This is a genomic window from Okeania sp. SIO2F4 (genome assembly GCF_010672385.1).
Lineage (GTDB): Bacteria > Cyanobacteriota > Cyanobacteriia > Cyanobacteriales > Microcoleaceae > Trichodesmium.
Genome location: NZ_JAAHGT010001278.1, coordinates 1 through 1,969 on the forward strand (window position 1 = coordinate 1; position 1,969 = coordinate 1,969).

A 1,969-nucleotide genomic window follows, 5' to 3' on the forward strand; every position below is an offset into this window, starting at 1 on the left:
CATTTAACTTCTACTGCATTTTTACTTCTGGGAAATCTCTCAATTGCTTTTTCCTCCCTTAAAGCTTAAAGGTAATAAAGCTGAACGCTGAATGCTTACTTTGAGGCAGACCTAATTTGTGATTATTATCTACTTGATTACGATGTTTTAATAATAATCTCTTCTACACCCAAATTTATTAACTTCTTTTCAACTTGCGAAACAACATTTTTTAAATTGATATAGATCAATAAATATTTATTTTCTGTCAATCTATATATTAATGAAGCTTTAAGAGCAAATGATAATACATCTTTTGGTAGATCGTCAAATTCAAACACCCTTTGCAGAATTAATTTACCACCAAAACCAGGTAAATAATTTTGTAATTTAACCCATGAATTATGAGCCATGTACTTGCCATTAAAAGTAGGTACAAAACTGTATATTCCTGGAAGTTGATTGACTGATTTTCTCACATCAGTATGTTTTAACATATAATTGTTTTCTGATTTAGTTAAATCTGAGACGAAAGCTTCAGTATTTCCCAAATAATTTTCTGGTATGCCAACGTTTCTATATCTGAGATTACAAGGAAAAATAAATCGTTTAATAGGAACAACTGATAAAAATTCAAATAAAGCGTCGTTTGTACTATAGGCAATTTCTTCGTTTGACAGATTTTTATTTCTCCTCTTAATTAAATCTAACTTTTCTTTAGTTAAGATACATTCCAGATAACTCCAATTATTCTGATTTTGAAAAAAACTATTCAAGATAAAAACAATAAAAGATGTTGAACTTAAAAGTTGATCTTTCCATGATAATTTTTTAAAATTTGCAGCAATAAAATCATCTATTTTATTAAAATCAATTGTAAATAATGGTTCAGATTTAGCAACATATTCTGGGTCTTCGTATGCTTGGGAAAGATATTCTAATAAGAGAAAATATGTTCCACCATCTACTATGAAATGATTAACAAACAGAGTGACACCATAATAATTTTGATTATGATTCAAAATTACATATACTAATGGAGTATCTTTATTAATAGCATCTGAAGAATTTTTCGGAATATTGAATTCATTTTTTACATAAGTTTTGGCATCTAATAAATTATCAAGATTTATTTCCTGCTCTTCTAGATCAATATCAATAAAACCAACACCAGATTTTTGTGGGTGACATACAACTTTTAATGGAGAAAACAATTTCTTTACCAATCTTCCTGCCAAAATTGGCACACTATCTACTATTTGTTGAATTGCTATTTTTAATCTATGAGAATCTATTCGATGTTTATACCAACTTATTACACCATAATAAGGCCAGACTCCCATTTTACTATCAAATTTTGAAAGTTGATACTCTTGATTCACATTGCTATTTGTAATTAATTCCATTGGTTTCATCCGTTAGATTTATTAGATTTTTATAGTTCCCTTATACCTTAAATGAGGGAAAAAATTATGATTTTAGGAAAGTCGGAAAATGCTTTTTGGTTGCTTGTATTAACTGTAGTTTATCTATATAACTAGCAACTTGAAAGGTAATTGATTTTTCAAGGGTAAGCATTCAGCTATTAGGGGTCAGCTCTCAGCTTTTTAAAGAATGAAGCAAGTATCCATTTAAGTTCTCCTGAATTTTAAGTTCTGGGAAATCTCTCAATTGCTTTTTCATCCCTTAAAGGAAATAAAGATCATAGCTGAACACTCAACTTTTAATGGAGAAAACAATTTCTTTACCAATCTCCCTGCCAATTTTGGCATACTATCTACTATTTGTTGAATTGCTATTTTTAATCTCTGAGAATCTATTGGATGTTTATACCAATTTATTACACCATAATATGGCGCAATCCCCATTTTACTATCAAATTTTGAAAGTTGATACTCTTGATTCACATTGCTATTTGTAATTAATTCCATTGGTTTCATCCGTTAGATTTATTAGATTTTTATAGTTCCCTTATACCTTAAATGAGGGA

The 1,969-nt window shown here is 28.8% G+C and carries 2 protein-coding genes; both read right to left on the reverse strand.

The features are described 5' to 3' along the window. Window positions 1-137: 137 nt before the first annotated feature. The gene (locus F6K22_RS39645; protein ID WP_293110528.1) at window positions 138-1,385 is read right to left on the reverse strand and encodes a hypothetical protein; all 1,248 of its coding nucleotides are present in this window, start codon (window positions 1,383-1,385) and stop codon (window positions 138-140) included. Between the two features lie 273 nt (window positions 1,386-1,658). Beyond that, a complete protein-coding gene (locus tag F6K22_RS39650; RefSeq protein WP_293110529.1) occupies window positions 1,659-1,910 on the reverse strand; it encodes a hypothetical protein in 252 nt (83 codons plus the stop codon). Between the last annotated feature and the right edge of the window lie 59 nt (window positions 1,911-1,969).

What these genes read in the sequence shown, in the direction of transcription:
- F6K22_RS39645 (WP_293110528.1), bottom strand. Translation starts at nt 1,385, where the DNA reads ATGGAATTAATTACAAATAGCAATGTGAATCAAGAGTATCAACTTTCA.
- F6K22_RS39650 (WP_293110529.1), bottom strand. Translation starts at nt 1,910, where the DNA reads ATGGAATTAATTACAAATAGCAATGTGAATCAAGAGTATCAACTTTCA.